The sequence below is a fragment of the Xenorhabdus bharatensis genome, from assembly GCF_037996705.1.
GTDB classification, from domain to species: Bacteria; Pseudomonadota; Gammaproteobacteria; order Enterobacterales; family Enterobacteriaceae; genus Xenorhabdus; species Xenorhabdus bharatensis.
The window spans coordinates 15,734-31,343 of record NZ_JBBMXG010000002.1 but is presented as its reverse complement, the minus strand read 5'-3'; the positions used below and the strand labels follow the sequence as shown (position 1 = coordinate 31,343).

Sequence of the window (15,610 nt, the reverse complement as noted above, 5' to 3'; positions counted from 1 at the left end):
TGAATAAAATAGCAAGGGTCTTTTATTCATTGCGCATCAAGCTATACACAATGGATTTCAAGATGCATCGCGGCGGCAAGAGAGTAACAAATTCATCGGGAACGAATTTGCCCAGCCAAAGGCTGGCCTCCGGTGAGAGGCAGGAGCCTCTCAGTAATCCCCGGGAACATAGATAACAATGTGACCGGGGTAAGCGAGCGCAGCCAACAAAAAAACAGCTTGAAAAACGAAGTGTACATTTATTTTCTATGAGGAAAGGTGATGGGGACATCTGAATATCGAGGTGGATGTTTATGCGGTAATATCCGATTCATTGCGACAGGAATACCTAATAATCCCCATACCTGTTCATGCTCGATGTGTCAGAAACACTCAGGGGCATTAATGCTCTGCTGGGTTGAATTTCCGAAAGATTCAGTTCGATGGGTGGGAAAGGGTGGATTTCCTTCTTTATATCGATCTTCTGATTATTCCAGCCGGGCATTTTGTCATCATTGTGGTAGTTCATTAGGTGCGATTGATGATGGCCCGACGATTGGATTAATTCTGGGAAATTTTGATAATCATGAATCAGAAGAATTAACCCCGTTGTCACATTCTTACCCGCCTTCACAACCGAAATGAAAATAATACAGAAAAGAAAATGCCTACTCCGTTCAGGAATAGGCATTTCAGTCAGGTGTTCACAACGATTGTAATTAAAACTTAACAGTCACATTCGTTCTGAAAGTACGTCCCGGTCCCGGCATTAATCCCATTGCTAACGGATCGAGGTAATAGACATCAGTCACGTTATCAATACCTGCCTGAATCCGGATGTTTTTATTAACTTTATATTTCACAAACAGGTCAACGGTTGTGTAAGGTTCCCATTCAACGTGAACCAACACACTTGAACGCTGCCCTTTAACATCACTCAGCCCTACACTAGGCCGGCTACCAAAGTAACTTAGCGTAGCTCCCATATCCAAATCCTTATCAAAAGCACGTCCGCCTAATGTCACTGTATAACTATTCTTCGGCTGGATATGGTTAACAACATAGCTGTCCGGAATACCCCCCGGATTACAGCGCATTTTAGGATTAATGCTTGCCTGTTCCGGCGTTAAACAAAATAGCGTGTGTGTGTAATATGACCAGCCTAATTCAGCGTAAGCAAAACCCACATCATAACTTGATGAAAGCTCTAAACCACGCCACTCCGCTCTATCAACATTGATCATTGTAAGCTCAGGCCCTGACTTCATGGATTTCGCATTGTTTATTCTGGTCAGATAATCTTTCACCTGTGTATCAAAATAGCTCAGTTTAGTACGGAATTTATCGCCATCTATCAACAGATCATTCTTCAAGACATTGACCCCGACTTCCCATGACAAGGAACGCTCAGGTGATAACAGGAGGTTTGTATTCGGAGTCTGAGACCAGCCTTTGGTCGTTTCAAACAGGCTTGGTAACCGGATAGCAGAGCCATACTTGCCATAGAATTGGAGACCTTCTAAAGGTTCAAGAGTCATATTGATAATCGGAGACCAACCGTCGGCAGTACGTTCTAGGCCTTCTCCATAGGTCACCGGTTCAATCACTGTCTTCGGTTTATAATTCTCATCAAAAGTATCTGGGAATATAGGGTTATTATCATGGGATTTAAAATATGAGTAGCGCAAACCACCATCAAAGGTTAGCCAATCCAGAGGCTTCCATTCGGCATTAGCAAAAATATTGTAATCATTGCGCCATCCTTCCCTAAAAGAACCGCTCTTAAGCACGTCATAGGTCTCATTCTTCGGATAACCAGTAGTTTCATACGTGTAAGATGCGCCATAGGTAAACGACAGATCCCCATAAGGAAACAGGATCTCTGATGTATTATTAATACCTACTCCCCATTTATCTGTCTGACTATAAGTACGGTCTACTGTTATTCCTGATAAAGGACTTGAGCTATTAATATGACTCACAGCCCGGTTATAAAATACATTAGCTTTTAAATCGACCAGATAATTACCTTCTGGATTGAAACGATATTGTGCCGTATATGAAGTAACATTAATTTTATTCATAAAACCTTCATAAGGCGCACCGAAACGCACTATTGATGATGGCATTATTTCACCATAGCGGCTGATATATTCGTTTCTAGCCAGTTCAAGGGCTTGGCCTTCACCAAACTTCAGCTTTCCTTTCAACAGATGAGAAATATTATCCATTGAGGTATTCAGTACTTCCTCACTCATTCTGTAAGGAGTCAGTCTTTCGGATGAGGAAAAATAGGGTTGGGGCGCATTCTTACCTCTTTTACCCGCATAATAGTTACCATTTTGTCGGCGAGCAAAAGCAGCAACCATATCCAGATATTCACTTTTAAACCCTAATGCAATACTGCCATTTCCCCCCGTTGGCCGGAAACCTCCATGCCGATCCATCCCGTCAGATTCATCATAGGTTTCATAAAGCTTTCTGGTAAAATAATTAGGGGTTCTCGGATAACCCCCAACCGTACCCACTTCCGGAGGCCTTGTACTGTTATTATTAAAGCCGCCGGTCATTCTCACACCGAATGTCTGGCCGTGTAAAACAACATCATTCACATTAAGTGTACTGACCCTGACTACCCCACCAATGGCCCCATTCGCATCAGCCCCTGTACTCGGGCCTTTCTCAATATCCACTGAACTGATCAAGTCCGGATCAATATAAGTACGTCCGGCGACTCCTGAATAACCACGGTAAATCGTTGTCTCCTGCATGGCTCCATCAACAATAACCGGTGTTCTTCCCTGTCCCTGCATCCCACGGATATTGACATCCAGCGCACCAGAGTTACGGTTCTCACTATTCAGCACACCCGGCGTTCCCTTCAGAAAATCACCCACGGATGTGCCACGGCGCTGTTCTACCTGCTCCGCTGAAATATGAGTACTAGAACCGGGTGTCATATAAGGTAAATCAGCATTTAGCTGTGCTTCACTGAACCCGGAAACTTTGAGTTCTTTAAGTACTACTGTTTCTGGCTTATGAGGATTTTCTGGCGCGGTTTTCGATGTTTTATCGGTGTCTGCTGCGTAAGATGGAAAAACTGTGTTTCCCAGTAATGCTAACAAAATCCCTGTTCTCAGGTTCAGTGGGGAACTGAACGAGTTTGTTGATGATTCCACTTTTAATGCTTCCATTTTATGGTTATTAGTCCAGTGTGATAATTAGTTCAATTTGAAATGAATAGGCAGAACGATACTGACTTTATTATTTTTCAATACCTTTTCCGGAGGTATTGGTAGTGGCTCTGCCCTTTTAAAAACCCGCATGGCCTCTCTGTCCAGAGAAGCAATACCGGAACTCTGCTGTATTTCTTTGGTAATCAAATGACCATTTCTATCAATGACTGCCCGAACAACTGAGACCCCGGATTCCCCGTTTCTATGAGCAGATACAGGATAATAGCTGTATTGCTTAAGGTGCTTCTGTACCGCAAGCTTCCAACGTTTTAATTCTGTTATTTCTGCTGATTCACTGCTGGCTGTTGGCTGTATTGCCTTTTCAGCATCAAGTAATTGGGGGGTAGGAAATAACTGATGAGCACCAGAGTCAGCAACGTATAACCAACCTATGAGTAAAAGTGTTCCGACCAAAAATAATAATGAAAAACTCCCCAAACGCGGGGGATTAGGGCGAGAAATAATAGGTATACTCATTTGTTGTGTGCTGTTGGTATGTCTGTATCATTCTTATAAGAGTGCGGTAATGATAATTAATGCTAAAAACAAATGCAAACAATAACAATTATCATTAATGGGGAATTTATCTCTCCAACACCACTGGTTCAAAAGTGACCAACATCGATACATCAGGGAAAAAGATTAAAATCGAGCCGCTTCGCAATCCCATTTAATAGTCAAAAAATCCGATACATTCCCGATCACAATCCTGATAACCTACTGCATGACTCTTCCTCTTAATATCAGCCATCGAATCCACAGATGAATCGCACAGATTATCAGTGATAAGATAGTGTTTTCGCCCAGCAGAGGTTCACTAGCGTTCTATCCTTAGCTGATTATATTTAGGTTTTGTCATTTAGATGGGTTGACTGAGTGTCGATAGCCCAACCGAGTCAACAGGAACAATAAAATTGAATCAAATCAACATGAAAGAATCTCCAGCAAAGGATGTAAGCACCCACACTCCCATGATGCAGCAGTATCTGCGCCTAAAAGCGCAACACCCTGATATTTTGCTGCTTTACCGCATGGGAGATTTTTATGAGTTGTTCTATGACGATGCGAAAAAGGCAGCAAAGTTACTGGATATTTCTCTGACCAAACGTGGGCAGTCCGCAGGCCAGCCAATCCCAATGGCTGGAGTTCCTTATCATGCAATTGAAAACTATCTGGCAAAACTGGTTCAGTTGGGTGAATCTGCGGCAATCTGTGAGCAGGTTGGCGATCCTGCCACCAGCAAAGGCCCTGTTGAGCGTAAAGTTGTACGTATTGTGACGCCGGGGACTGTCACTGATGAAGCATTGCTGCAAGAGCGTCAGGATAATCTTCTGGCGGCTATCTGGCATGATAGTCAGGGGTTTGGCTACGCCACTTTGGATATCACTTCTGGTCGTTTCCGTGTTTCTGAAATGGCTGATGAAGATACCATTGCTGCTGAACTCCAGCGCACCCGTCCGGCTGAATTACTCTACCCTGAAGCCTTTGAGCACATGAGCTTGATTGAACGCTGTCAGGGCCTGCGCCGTCGCCCTATGTGGGAATTTGAACTGGATACGGCAAAACAGCAGCTTAATCTGCAATTCGGCACGCGTGATCTGATCGGCTTTGGTGTCGAAAAGGCACCACAGGCACTGCGAGCGGCAGGCTGTCTGCTGCAATATGTCAAAGACACTCAGCGTACTGCGCTGCCGCATATCCGCAATATCACAATGGAAAGCCAGCAAGAAACGGTCATCATGGATGCCGCTACCCGCCGCAATCTTGAGTTGACTCAGAACCTGTCAGGAAGCACTGAAAATACGCTTGCTTCTGTGCTCGATCAATGTGTGACACCGATGGGCAGCCGTATGTTGAAACGCTGGCTCCATACTCCAATCCGCAACCGGGATAAACTGGAAAATCGCCAGCAGGCTATTTCTGCACTTCAGGAGATAGGCTTTGAGCTACAACCGTTCTTGCGTCAGGTTGGCGATTTAGAGCGTGTGCTGGCCCGTCTTGCTCTCCGCTCTGCCCGTCCCCGCGATTTGGCAAGAATGCGCCACGCTTTTCAGCAGTTGCCCGATATCCACCAAATCATGGATTCGTCTGATTCTCCGTATATTCAGGCATTACAACAACGTATTGGTCATTTTGACGAGTTACAGCAATTGCTGGAAAATGCGGTTGTCGAAACGCCTCCTGTTCTGGTGCGTGATGGCGGAGTCATAGCCCCCGGTTATAATGCTGAGCTGGATGAATGGCGGGCATTGGCAGATGGTGCCAGTGATTATCTCGACAAACTGGAAATCCGCGAACGTGAAAAACTCGGCATTGATACCCTGAAAGTCGGCTTCAATGCAGTGCATGGTTACTATATTCAGGTCAGTCGCGGGCAAAGTCACCTCGTGCCGATTCACTATGTACGCCGTCAGACCCTGAAAAATGCAGAACGCTATATTATTCCTGAATTAAAAGAGTATGAAGATAAGGTTCTGACCTCCAAAGGCAAGGCTCTCGCCATTGAGAAAGCCCTGTATGAAGAGCTGTTCGACTTATTACTTCCTCATCTGTCAGCCCTGCAAACCAGTGCTGAAGCGCTTTCAGAGCTGGATGTGCTGGCAAATCTGGCCGAGCGAGCTGAAACACTGAATTATACCTGTCCGACATTAACCGACAGAACCGGCATCCAAATCACGGGAGGCCGTCATCCGGTAGTTGAACAGGTACTCAGCGAACCCTTTATCGCTAACCCGTTAACTCTCTCTTCACAACGTCGCCTGTTAATCATTACCGGGCCGAATATGGGCGGGAAAAGTACTTATATGCGTCAGGCTGCCTTGATTACATTGCTGGCGTATATCGGTAGTTTTGTCCCGGCGGAAAAAGCGGTGATTGGGCCTGTAGACCGTATTTTTACCCGCGTGGGTGCATCCGATGATTTGGCATCCGGCCGCTCGACCTTCATGGTAGAAATGACTGAAACCGCGAATATTCTGCACAATGCGACAGAACACAGTCTGGTGTTGATGGATGAAATCGGTCGTGGTACATCAACTTACGATGGTCTTTCTCTCGCGTGGGCCTGCGCTGAAAATCTGGCTAACCGCATTAAGGCGATGACGTTGTTCGCTACTCACTATTTTGAATTGACGACACTACCTGAAAAATTAGAAGGCGTGGTTAATATCCATCTGGATGCAGTTGAACACGGCGATACCATTGCCTTTATGCACAATGTACAGGATGGTGCAGCCAGCAAGAGCTATGGGCTGGCGGTCGCGTCACTGGCTGGTGTTCCCCGTGATGTTATCAAACGGGCGCGCCAGAAACTAAAAGAACTTGAGTCACTCTCCAACAATGCAACAGCAGGTCATGTCGATACTCCACAACTGACATTATTGGCGGAAGAAACCTCCCCGGCAGTAGAAGCACTGGAAAACCTAAATCCGGACTCCCTGACGCCACGTCAGGCACTGGAGTGGATTTACCGTTTAAAAGACATGGTGTAAGCATGACGGATTTACAAATGACAGGGCGCAAAATAACAGGCTTGCCCATAAAAGGTGATACCAGCCTGTTAGAACCCATTTATCAATTTTTACAGTGTGAAACGCCGGATCAATGGGTGGAGAAAGCACGGCAACCGGAGAACCTTCCGGTTTTGCTGCGTGATCACCTTTTATGTGAATTAAAAGCAGCGCAAAGCGCAATGTTTCTGATCCGCAAATATGCAGTTGATCCGACGAGCGCGGATACGCTGCTGGCATGGTTTCAGCCCTATGAGGATTTTGCCTATAAAAAAATCGGCAATATTCATTCGTTAAAGGGCAAAAGCCAAATTACGAAACAAATTACTGCACGGGAAAAGTCACCTTATAGCCAGTCGTTAATTGATAAAATGGTGCTGCTGATTAAAGAAGAGCTACATCATTTTTATCAGGTGCTGGAGATTATGGAATCCAGAGGAATAAGCTATGACAACATCAGCGCCAGCCGTTATGCCCGATCGTTGTTTCAGCATATCACTAATCACGAGCCTTATACTCTGGTGGATAAATTAATTATTGGTGCATATATTGAGGCACGTTCTTGCGAGCGTTTTGCTAAATTAGCACCTCATTTGGACGAAGAATTGGGTAAATTTTATATTTCCCTGCTGCGTTCAGAAGCACGCCATTATCAGGATTATTTAACACTGGCTCAATCTATATCTAAAAATGATATTACAGAAAGAGTAAAATATTTTGGTCAAATAGAAGCTGAACTTATTCAGTCAGCCGACTCTGATTTTAAATTCCATAGCGGTATACCTGTAAATTAAAAATATGCCGATAGATAAAAGAAAGGTGGGCCTTATATTATCCCACCTTTTAATTTAATTATCTCTTTATCTCAGGTGTAAAATTTAAGTACGGAATAAGGATTCGATATTCAACCCTTGGGTATGCAGAATGTCTCTGAGACGGCGCAACCCTTCAACTTGAATCTGACGAACTCTTTCTCTAGTTAATCCAATTTCTCGCCCTACATCCTCTAAAGTTTCCGCTTCGTATCCAAGCAAGCCAAAACGACGAGCCAGAACTTCACGTTGTTTTGCGTTGAGTTCAAACAACCATTTGACAATACTTTGTTTCATATCATCATCCTGAATGGTTGTTTCAGGCCCAGAATCGTTTTCATCAGATAAAATATCTAACAGCGCTTTATCTGAATCCCCGCTAATCGGAGTGTCAACTGAAGTAATGCGTTCATTAAGCCGCATCATACGGCTCACATCATCAACTGGTTTATCCAGTTTTTCAGCAATTTCTTCGACACTTGGCTCATGATCTAATTTATGAGCTAACTCTCTTGCAGTTCGTAAATAAACATTTAGTTCTTTAACGATATGAATGGGTAAACGGATCGTACGAGTTTGATTCATAATCGCCCGTTCAATTGTCTGACGGATCCACCAGGTGGCATAGGTAGAAAATCTGAAACCTCTTTCAGGATCGAATTTTTCTACTGCTCGAATAAGACCAAGGTTGCCTTCTTCAATTAAATCCAAAAGCGCCAATCCTCGGTTGCTATATCTTCGGGATATTTTGACTACCAGCCGCAAGTTACTTTCAATCATGCGTTGGCGCGCAGCAATATCTCCCCGCAATGCCCGTCTAGCGAAAAGAACTTCTTCCTCTGCTGTCAGCAGAGGAGAAAAACCAATTTCTCCGAGATAAAGTTGGGTTGCATCAAGAACCCGTTGGTTAACACCTTGCAACAACTCCAAATCTTCATCAAAACTGGTTAAATCATCCTCGTCTTTCAGCAACGCTTCATCAAAGTCATCGGCTTCCGTGCCATTTTCGTCTAAATCCGCCTCTTCATACAACTCATTAACTTTAAGCGTACTTTGGCTCATCAGCTGCTCCTACCCATGATAATGCGGACAGGAGTTCAGATTCCTGCCCCGGTTTATCGCTGCGGAAGATAACGCAGCGGGTTTACGGATTTTCCCTTGTAACGAATCTCAAAATGCAATCTTACTGAACTGGTTCCGGTGCTACCCATAGTTGCTATTTTCTGCCCTGCCTGTACATCCTGCTGCTCTCGCACCAGCATAGTATCGTTATGAGCATAAGCACTCAGGTAGTCATCATCATGTTTTATTATTATTAGATTTCCATATCCGCGTAATGCATTTCCGGCGTAAACAACTTTCCCACTGGCGGTTGCAAAAACGGGTTGGCCACGATTACCCGCTATGTCAATGCCCTTATTCCCACCCTGAGAATCTGAAAAACCGTCAAGAACTTTTCCTTCAGCAGGCCATCTCCAACTATTGATAGTTTTACCCGTGATAGCCTTACTCGCATTTAAATCTGCTGCAGACGATACTTTTGAAGGGACACCGTCACTATCAGGAATTGTTTCTCTTGGCAACATTTTTTGTGAATTATGCCTGTCAATATTTGCAGGATACGCATTACCTTTTTGAAAATCAACCCGCTCAATTTTAGATTGGGTACTATTTGATGCTACCAATACACCATTACTGGAGTTTACATTGCCAATTCTCAGGACTTGGCCAACATTTAAGCCATAAGGTTCTGAAATGCCATTTGTGTGAGATAGCTCACGAAAATCCTTACCTGTAATCCACGCAATGTAAAATAAAGTATCTCCATGTTTAACTGTGTAAGTTTTTCCGTTATAGCTTCCTTTAGGAATGTTCCCATAATTCCTGTTATAGACGATCCTTCCCTGCTGTAAATTATTATTTCCAGCATGACTAACTGGATATTGACCGTTTGCAGGATAATTATCTGTTGTACTATTTTTGGAAATTACCGGGGGAGACGATGGAATTGGAGTCGAAATCGATGAGGGTCGGGAGGATATTATTCTATTTTTTTCCTGATTATCCACACTCACTATTGGGGCTGGACGATTCGGTGTATTACTACAGCCAGCCAGTATTGTGCCTGCAATTGTATAGATTATTATCCACTGTATTTTTTTCATTAAGTTTCCTACTTTCATACCTTATTCCCCCATAAAGGCAAATATAAGCGACAAGCATTATGATTTATAAAGAAATTAAGATTCACAAAAATATTTAAGGCAAAATACTTTTTTTTTATCTCAAAAAAATGACTGCTAATTTAAAAATAGCGGTAAAAAAATAAATCAGCAGATTATGCCAGTTCACCTTGAATAAGAGGTACAAAACGAACAGATTCGATCACCTCGCTATGAAAATCGTTCCCATAGCGATGTACCACTTTCAGCGACTGAGAACTTTCACCAACGGGCAATACCATCACGCCGCCATCTGCCAGCTGATGTAACAATGCCTGTGGTATTTCTGGAGGTGCTGCTGTGACGATGATGGCATGGAATGGCCCCTTTGACGGCCATCCATTCCAGCCATCTCCATGGCGGGTTGAGATATTATGTAAATCGAGTTGCTTTAACCTGCGTTTAGCCTGCCACTGTAATCCCTTAATCCGTTCGACAGAAAAGACATGTCCGGCTAAATGAGCAAGTATCGCAGTCTGATAACCAGACCCCGTCCCGATCTCCAGTACATTAGATTCAGGCGTTAAATCCAGTAATTCAGTCATGCGGGCAACGATATATGGCTGAGATATAGTCTGCCCGTATCCGATGGGCAATGCGGTATTCTCATATGCCTTATGTGCCAGAGCCTCATCAACAAAACTTTCTCTGGGTACTTTGGATATCACTTCCAGCAGGTGTTCATTATGGATACCCTGCTGGTGTAGCTGTGTCAGCAAATTTTTCATTAACCGACTTAACATGCTCCGACATCCCCGACTTTCAACAGCCAATCCGTTACCAGCTCCTGTGCTTTATAGGCGGTCAAATCTACCTGTAAAGGCGTAATGGAAACAAACCCTTCTTCTACCGCAGCAAAGTCAGTTTCCGGGCCAGCATCGTGTTTTTCTCCCGGTGGCCCTATCCAATAGAGCATATTACCTTTAGGATCTTCCAGAGAATAAACTTCTTCCGCTGCACTTCGGCAGCCACACCGCGTCACCTTGAACCCTTTGATTTGTTCAATGGGTACATCAGGGACATTAACATTCAGAATATTATCGGCTCTCAATGGCAATTTTTGTAACATATTCAATAAACGAACAGTGATTTCGGCCGCAGTTTCGTAATGTTTGTCACCATCCAGTGACACAGCCAGAGCGGGTAACCCTAAGTGACGCCCTTCCATCGCAGCAGCTACTGTTCCGGAATAAATCACATCATCGCCAAGATTAGGGCCACAATTAATCCCTGATACAACAATATCAGGGCGGGGACGAACTAACTTATTGACCCCCAGATAAACACAATCTGTCGGAGTGCCTTCCTGAACTGCAACATCACCATTATTCAGCATGCTGATACGCAAAGGACGATCCAGAGTTAAAGAATTCGATGCACCACTACGATTACGATCAGGCGCTACAACCTGCACGTGATACTGTTCCCGCAATTTGGCCGCTAACGTTTGAATACCCGGGGCGGTAACACCATCATCATTACTCAGCAATATCCGAAGCATTAAAATATCTCATTAAATGTACTTAAAAAATGGTAAATGTTGAAACATGGTATTTGTTAAAACATAGATTAATACCGTCACTTCCCTATGTGCTATTCTGCTCGCGCCTTAAAAATCTTCGCTTAAACAACATCAGGGTTAGCCAGAAAATCGTTTGATCTTAGCATGACGCAAGCAGTTTTGTGGAGCGCTTTGCATCCCGTTTACTTAAATAAGAGCATACTTATACTCAGCTTCTTTTAAGTTGCACCTTTGTTGGTTGCACTCACTTTTGTTCAGAGATTTATCTCTTTATTACCATGTAGCACAATATTAAACCCTTCCTCTTTCTGAGGAGCGACGAAAGCACGGCTGATAGCCGAAAATTGCTCGTCTGTGACCGAAAATTGATGCTTACCAGACTGGTTGCGCAAGTGTAGACGAGCCAGACAAACACTATCAGGAACATCAAGAAAATGAAGATAGTTCTCGACTCCTGTTATATCAATGATTTTCTTCATCCATTTCCGGTTTTCAATCGTGTTGGCAGGAAAATCAAGAATGACGGAAACCCCGGCATTTAATAAGGAGATTAAATGTGGCTCCATCGCAATTCTGAGTTTTTCCGAATAGCGCACATAATCAGACACCGTTTTCATGTCGCTACCATAAAGCGTTGATAACCAATTATCTTCACTCATAACAATTATCATTGGCTGCTGAGATAACTTTGCAGAGAGGGTCGATTTCCCCGAAGCAATTTTTCCACATAATATGTGAAAAACCGCTTTTTGCTGCTGAGTCGTTTTTTCCTGAGAGATAGATTTATCTTGGCAAAGCGTATTTTCAGATGAAGATCTTTTTGATGAATACATTAAATTACCTTCCATTAATCAGAGCAATATAAAGGTTATTAACTCGCAAGAGCATTTTTATTTGAGACCTACACTAATTAGATTAGATATAATCCACCTTATTCCGTTAAGTATGAAATAATAAGACAACCCATAAATTTCAATTAATTATGTGAAATACACTCCAAAAATTAATATAGAAAACTTCAACTGCAATAACCAGATTAACTTTCAGATAATTTTAACAATCCTCTCGTAAAAATAATCAGCCATATTATCCCGTAAAATAATTTTCACCAGAGTAATTATATTAACCTAGAATAGTTAATACCACTTTCGAGTTATTATCTACATTAAATAGGAATAACAGAGGCTTATATGAGATTCCAAAATAGCGTGGTGATTATTACGGGCGGAGCAAGTGGCATTGGTGAAGCAACAGCAAAAGCATTTGCTGCCGAAGGTGCCCATGTTGTGATTGCCGATTTCTCAGATCACGGGAAAAAAGTTGCTGAGGAACTTAATACAAAAGGCAATGAATGTATTTTTATTAAAACTGACGTCACAAGCGAAGAGAGCATTAAGTATATGGTCTCGAAAACAGTTGAAAAATTTAAACGCATTGATGTCTTATTTGCCAATGCAGGGATAGCAATAGATAGCAGTGCAGATAAGCTGACAGTTGCCAACTGGCAGAAAACTATCGATGTGAATCTGACCGGGGTTTTTCTGTGTGATAAGTTTGTTATCCATGAAATGCTTAAACAAAAATCAGGCGGTGTGATCGTCAACTGTGGTTCGATCCACAGCTTTGTCAGCCGCGAAGCCATTACAGCTTATACAGCCTCTAAAGGCGGCGTAAAATTATTAAGTCAGACTTTAGCGATTGACTATGCCAAAAATCATATCAGGGTGAATACAGTTTGCCCCGGCTATATCAACACTCCGCTCTTAAGTAAGATCCCCGAGGAACTAAAAGAACAGCTCATTTCGCTTCACCCGCTGGGACGTTTAGGGAAACCAGAAGAGGTGGCGAAAGCCGTATTATTCTTAGCAAGTGATGATGCATCATTTATTACCGGCACGACATTACTTGTCGATGGTGGATATACTGCACAGTAGTATTCTCCCATCGACTTTCAAGTTGCGGCTTTGTCAGTAAGCTGCAACTTGAAATATCTAAAGTCATGCCCGGACAATAATCATTACTCGGAAATATCAGCCGTATTGTTTTGCTTCTGATTAATCAGTTCTCTGACAACACTGGTGGCAAAGCTGCCCGATGGCAAAGCAAAATGCAGGGTAACCGTTTGGTCATCTAACCATTCCCAATGCAGATTAAGCGGTTTTACTAACATCGCTCTGCGAGCACTTTCAACACGCTCACGTTTCACCAATCCCCAAAGAGATTCGTAATCCTGCAAACATTGCTGTTCGAAATCCAGCGCCTGATGTAGCGTTCCCAATGGCTTATCACCCGGTAATGGTGCAGTAATCTGTAATTCACCGTCCATAACCCGCTGCTGTAATACAGTCAGTTCAGATTCATCCGCCACAAACCAGCTACCACGCCCTGTTAACTGCAACGCATCGCCATTTTGTACTTGCTGATGTTCGCCTCGTCCGATACGTATGCTGGTGATTGCATTAAACATCGCACTACGACTGGCAGAAAGATAAAAGCTACGGCGATTACGCTCTTTAACCTGTATTTCATTTGTGGCCCAACGCTGCGCCTGCACCAGATTCTGCCCATCACGCCCAAAACGCTGTTCACCAAAATAATTAGGAACACCTGTCTGGGCTATCTGCTGTAAACGTTTTTCTACTGCCTGACGATCAGAAATTTCTCTCAGTACCAGTGTAAAATCATTACCTTTCAGTGTACCAATGCGCAGTTTGCGCTTCTGGCGAGCAGTCGCCAGTATTTCACACCCTTCAAGCTGAAATGCAGCCAGATCAGGATCTTGTTTTCCCGGCAAATGCAAACAGAACCACTGTTCTGTCACCGCATTACGATCTTTTAAGCCAGCATAACTGACAGAACGTGCAGGTATTTTGGCAAAACGGGCAAGGTTATCAGCAACAAACTGCGTGTTACATCCTGTCTTGCGGATATGCACCATTAAGTGCTCACCTTCTCCATCAGGAGAAAAACCTAAATCTTCCCGGACAATAAAATCTTCCGGAATCGATTTAACAACACCAGTGGCTTCCGGACGCCCATAAAGCCAGTGTAATTCACTTAATATCATGCTTATTCCTTCACCAGCAAAGCAACCGCTTCACAGGCAATACCTTCTTTACGACCTACAAATCCCAATTTTTCAGTCGTTGTTGCTTTCACGTTAATATCATCCATATGACACTCAAGATCTTCTGCCAGATTGACGCGCATCTGGGGAATATGAGGTAACATTTTAGGTGCCTGAGCAATAATGGTGATATCAAGATTTCCTATCCGATAACCCTTTTCACGAATGCGGCGATACGCCTCTTTCAGCAGCTCACGACTATCTGCCCCCTTAAAAGCCGGGTCAGTATCCGGGAACAGTTTCCCGATATCGCCCAATGCTGCCGCCCCCAACAAAGCATCTGTTGCAGCATGTAAGGCAACATCACCATCTGAGTGTGCAATCAGCCCCTGTTCATAAGGAATGCGGACACCACCAATGATCAGTGGCCCTTCTCCGCCAAATTTATGTACATCAAAACCGTGACCAATTCTCATACGATACGTTCCTTTGATTTTCGGGATAGGTAAAACTCAGCCAGAGCCAGATCTTCAGGCTGAGTGACTTTTATATTGTCCGCCCGACCGTTGACCAGAGCTGGATGATAACCACAATACTCCAGCGCAGAAGATTCATCTGTAATGCAGGCCTGTTCGGCAAGGGCTTTCATCAGACAATCACGTAATAACAGCAACGGAAATAACTGTGGAGTCAACGCATGCCAAAGACCATTGCGATCAACGGTATGATCGACTGCCTGTGGCGCTGTTTCAGCTATTCTTCCCGAAGAAGCAACCATCATACGTTTCATTGTGTCCCTGACAGGGGCGGCCAATAATCCCCCACAAAACCGTCCTTCATCAGATGATCCTCTACTCAGCACAGAATAGGACGATTTCTCATCAAGCAATTGCAGTAAGTTATCAAGATCATTCCGATGCAAACAGGGGCGGGCTGCATCATGAACCAAAACCCAACCCGGGCATTCCGGCGACAAACCAGCCAGATGATTCAGCCCGGCTAATACCGAATCAGCGCGTTCATCACCACCGATAACTGTTGTAATACGCGGATCAGAAGCGATAGGCAATTGGTTAAATTGTCTGTCAGCAGGGTGTAACACAACGATGGCCTGCTGTATGCGGGGATGTTCAAGCAGTGCAGAGAGTGTGTGTTCAATAATCGTTTTTTCGGCAATGCTGAGATATTGTTTCGGACACTCCGATTTCATCCGGCTACCGATACCCGCAGCAGGGATTAAAGCAACTATTTCAGTCATAAAAT

General features: G+C 43.7%; 14 protein-coding genes. 4 read left to right on the top strand and 10 right to left on the bottom strand.

Features of this window, described 5'->3' with window-relative positions:
* Positions 1 to 261: 261 nt before the first annotated feature.
* Positions 262 to 624, top strand: a complete 363-nt coding sequence (locus tag AAC855_RS01840; protein ID WP_340607939.1) for a GFA family protein — start codon at positions 262 to 264, stop codon at positions 622 to 624.
* A gap of 74 nt (positions 625 to 698) precedes the next feature.
* On the opposite strand, the gene AAC855_RS01835 is transcribed toward AAC855_RS01840, so the two are convergent.
* Positions 699 to 3,173, bottom strand: a complete 2,475-nt coding sequence (locus AAC855_RS01835) for a TonB-dependent receptor domain-containing protein (protein WP_340607938.1) — start codon at positions 3,171 to 3,173, stop codon at positions 699 to 701.
* Between the two features lie 27 nt (positions 3,174 to 3,200).
* The gene (locus tag AAC855_RS01830) at positions 3,201 to 3,692 is read right to left on the bottom strand and encodes an energy transducer TonB family protein (RefSeq protein ID WP_340607937.1); all 492 of its coding nucleotides are present in this window, start codon (positions 3,690 to 3,692) and stop codon (positions 3,201 to 3,203) included.
* Between the two features lie 452 nt (positions 3,693 to 4,144).
* On the opposite strand from AAC855_RS01830, the gene mutS reads away from it, so the two are divergent.
* Positions 4,145 to 6,706 (top strand): DNA mismatch repair protein MutS, encoded by a 2,562-nt coding sequence (gene mutS / locus AAC855_RS01825; protein WP_340608256.1) that lies wholly within the window; start codon positions 4,145 to 4,147, stop codon positions 6,704 to 6,706.
* 17 nt (positions 6,707 to 6,723) lie between these two features.
* Positions 6,724 to 7,518: a tRNA isopentenyl-2-thiomethyl-A-37 hydroxylase MiaE gene (gene miaE, locus AAC855_RS01820; protein ID WP_340608255.1), complete on the top strand. Its 795-nt coding sequence runs from the start codon at positions 6,724 to 6,726 to the stop codon at positions 7,516 to 7,518.
* A gap of 84 nt (positions 7,519 to 7,602) precedes the next feature.
* Here miaE and rpoS read toward each other — a convergent pair whose 3' ends face one another.
* The 5 genes from rpoS to AAC855_RS01795 form a co-directional block, all read right to left on the bottom strand.
* Complete coding sequence (gene rpoS / locus AAC855_RS01815) at positions 7,603 to 8,598, bottom strand: RNA polymerase sigma factor RpoS (protein ID WP_099111078.1); 996 nt, start codon at positions 8,596 to 8,598, stop codon at positions 7,603 to 7,605.
* A gap of 53 nt (positions 8,599 to 8,651) precedes the next feature.
* Positions 8,652 to 9,719, bottom strand: a complete 1,068-nt coding sequence (gene nlpD, locus AAC855_RS01810) for a murein hydrolase activator NlpD (RefSeq protein ID WP_340607936.1) — start codon at positions 9,717 to 9,719, stop codon at positions 8,652 to 8,654.
* Between the two features lie 155 nt (positions 9,720 to 9,874).
* Complete coding sequence (locus AAC855_RS01805; protein WP_340607935.1) at positions 9,875 to 10,501, bottom strand: protein-L-isoaspartate(D-aspartate) O-methyltransferase; 627 nt, start codon at positions 10,499 to 10,501, stop codon at positions 9,875 to 9,877.
* Positions 10,495 to 11,259, bottom strand: a complete 765-nt coding sequence (gene surE / locus AAC855_RS01800; RefSeq protein WP_340607934.1) for a 5'/3'-nucleotidase SurE — start codon at positions 11,257 to 11,259, stop codon at positions 10,495 to 10,497. Before surE ends, AAC855_RS01805 begins: the two co-directional genes overlap by 7 nt.
* A gap of 275 nt (positions 11,260 to 11,534) precedes the next feature.
* The gene (locus tag AAC855_RS01795; protein WP_340607933.1) at positions 11,535 to 12,113 is read right to left on the bottom strand and encodes a P-loop nucleotide/nucleoside kinase family protein; all 579 of its coding nucleotides are present in this window, start codon (positions 12,111 to 12,113) and stop codon (positions 11,535 to 11,537) included.
* 357 nt (positions 12,114 to 12,470) lie between these two features.
* Here AAC855_RS01795 and AAC855_RS01790 point away from each other — a divergent pair, with 357 nt between their 5' ends.
* Positions 12,471 to 13,214, top strand: coding sequence for an SDR family NAD(P)-dependent oxidoreductase (locus AAC855_RS01790; protein WP_340607932.1), 744 nt, complete (start codon positions 12,471 to 12,473; stop codon positions 13,212 to 13,214).
* 83 nt (positions 13,215 to 13,297) lie between these two features.
* Here the strand turns inward: AAC855_RS01790 and truD are convergent, their stop codons facing one another.
* Genes truD through ispD form a run of 3 tightly spaced genes read right to left on the bottom strand, consistent with a single transcriptional unit; the run spans position 13,298 to position 15,605 of the window.
* Complete coding sequence (truD, locus tag AAC855_RS01785; protein ID WP_340607931.1) at positions 13,298 to 14,347, bottom strand: tRNA pseudouridine(13) synthase TruD; 1,050 nt, start codon at positions 14,345 to 14,347, stop codon at positions 13,298 to 13,300.
* 2 nt (positions 14,348 to 14,349) lie between these two features.
* A complete protein-coding gene (gene ispF, locus AAC855_RS01780; protein ID WP_086955344.1) occupies positions 14,350 to 14,823 on the bottom strand; it encodes a 2-C-methyl-D-erythritol 2,4-cyclodiphosphate synthase in 474 nt (157 codons plus the stop codon).
* A complete protein-coding gene (gene ispD, locus AAC855_RS01775; RefSeq protein ID WP_340607930.1) occupies positions 14,820 to 15,605 on the bottom strand; it encodes a 2-C-methyl-D-erythritol 4-phosphate cytidylyltransferase in 786 nt (261 codons plus the stop codon). Before ispD ends, ispF begins: the two co-directional genes overlap by 4 nt.
* Between the last annotated feature and the right edge of the window lie 5 nt (positions 15,606 to 15,610).

Coding starts and splice junctions, on each gene's coding strand:
- ispF (WP_086955344.1), bottom strand. CDS start 14,823: ATGAGAATTGGTCACGGTTTTGATGTACATAAATTTGGCGGAGAAGGG.
- AAC855_RS01835 (WP_340607938.1), bottom strand. CDS start 3,173: ATGGAAGCATTAAAAGTGGAATCATCAACAAACTCGTTCAGTTCCCCA.
- ispD (WP_340607930.1), bottom strand. CDS start 15,605: ATGACTGAAATAGTTGCTTTAATCCCTGCTGCGGGTATCGGTAGCCGG.
- AAC855_RS01830 (WP_340607937.1), bottom strand. CDS start 3,692: ATGAGTATACCTATTATTTCTCGCCCTAATCCCCCGCGTTTGGGGAGT.
- nlpD (WP_340607936.1), bottom strand. CDS start 9,719: ATGAAAGTAGGAAACTTAATGAAAAAAATACAGTGGATAATAATCTAT.
- AAC855_RS01840 (WP_340607939.1), top strand. CDS start 262: ATGGGGACATCTGAATATCGAGGTGGATGTTTATGCGGTAATATCCGA.
- surE (WP_340607934.1), bottom strand. CDS start 11,259: ATGCTTCGGATATTGCTGAGTAATGATGATGGTGTTACCGCCCCGGGT.
- AAC855_RS01805 (WP_340607935.1), bottom strand. CDS start 10,501: ATGTTAAGTCGGTTAATGAAAAATTTGCTGACACAGCTACACCAGCAG.
- truD (WP_340607931.1), bottom strand. CDS start 14,347: ATGATATTAAGTGAATTACACTGGCTTTATGGGCGTCCGGAAGCCACT.
- AAC855_RS01795 (WP_340607933.1), bottom strand. CDS start 12,113: ATGTATTCATCAAAAAGATCTTCATCTGAAAATACGCTTTGCCAAGAT.
- miaE (WP_340608255.1), top strand. CDS start 6,724: ATGACAGGGCGCAAAATAACAGGCTTGCCCATAAAAGGTGATACCAGC.
- mutS (WP_340608256.1), top strand. CDS start 4,145: ATGAAAGAATCTCCAGCAAAGGATGTAAGCACCCACACTCCCATGATG.
- rpoS (WP_099111078.1), bottom strand. CDS start 8,598: ATGAGCCAAAGTACGCTTAAAGTTAATGAGTTGTATGAAGAGGCGGAT.
- AAC855_RS01790 (WP_340607932.1), top strand. CDS start 12,471: ATGAGATTCCAAAATAGCGTGGTGATTATTACGGGCGGAGCAAGTGGC.